Origin of the sequence: Streptomyces sp. SID11385, from assembly GCF_010548245.1 — a bacterium.
Lineage (GTDB): Bacteria > Actinomycetota > Actinomycetes > Streptomycetales > Streptomycetaceae > Streptomyces.
In genome coordinates this window covers 1-533 of the sequence record NZ_JAAGLR010000583.1, presented here as the reverse complement: position 1 = coordinate 533, position 533 = coordinate 1, and the positions used below count along the sequence as shown (strand labels likewise).

Genomic DNA, 533 nt, shown 5'->3' with positions numbered 1-533 from the left:
CTCCGCGAACGCGGCGGGCGCCGAGCACGCCTCGGCCGCGACGAGCGCGGGCGTCGAGACCGGCCACAGCGGCTGCGCCTCCGCGAGCGCGGCGAGCGTCCGCGGCGCCCCGAGCACGTACCCGATCCGCAGTCCCGCGAGCCCCCACGTCTTCGTGAGGCTCCGCAGCACCAGGAGCCCGGGGACGTCCGTGCGCGAGGCGAGCGACTCGCGCTCGCCCGGCACCGTGTCGACGAACGCCTCGTCCACGACGAGCGTCCGCCCCGGCCGCGCGAGCGAGGCGATCGCGTCCGCCGGGTGCAGCACCGACGTCGGGTTCGTCGGATTCCCGAGCACCACGAGATCGGCGTCCTCGGGCACGAGCGAGACGTCGAGCCGGAAGCCGTCCGCCTCGCGCAGGAGCACCCGCCCCACCGCGTGCCCCGCCGCCCGCAGCGCCGCCTCCGGCTCCGTGAACTGCGGATGCACGACGACGGGCCGCCGCACCGGCAGCGTCCGCGCCAGCAGCACGAACGCCTCCGCGGCGCCCGCCG

General features: G+C 77.9%; 1 protein-coding gene. It reads right to left on the bottom strand.

Translation table 11 applies throughout. From position 1 onward, the window contains the following. On the bottom strand, nucleotides 1-533 hold a 533-nt coding region (locus G3I42_RS17635; protein WP_164287089.1), incomplete at both ends, for an aminotransferase class I/II-fold pyridoxal phosphate-dependent enzyme.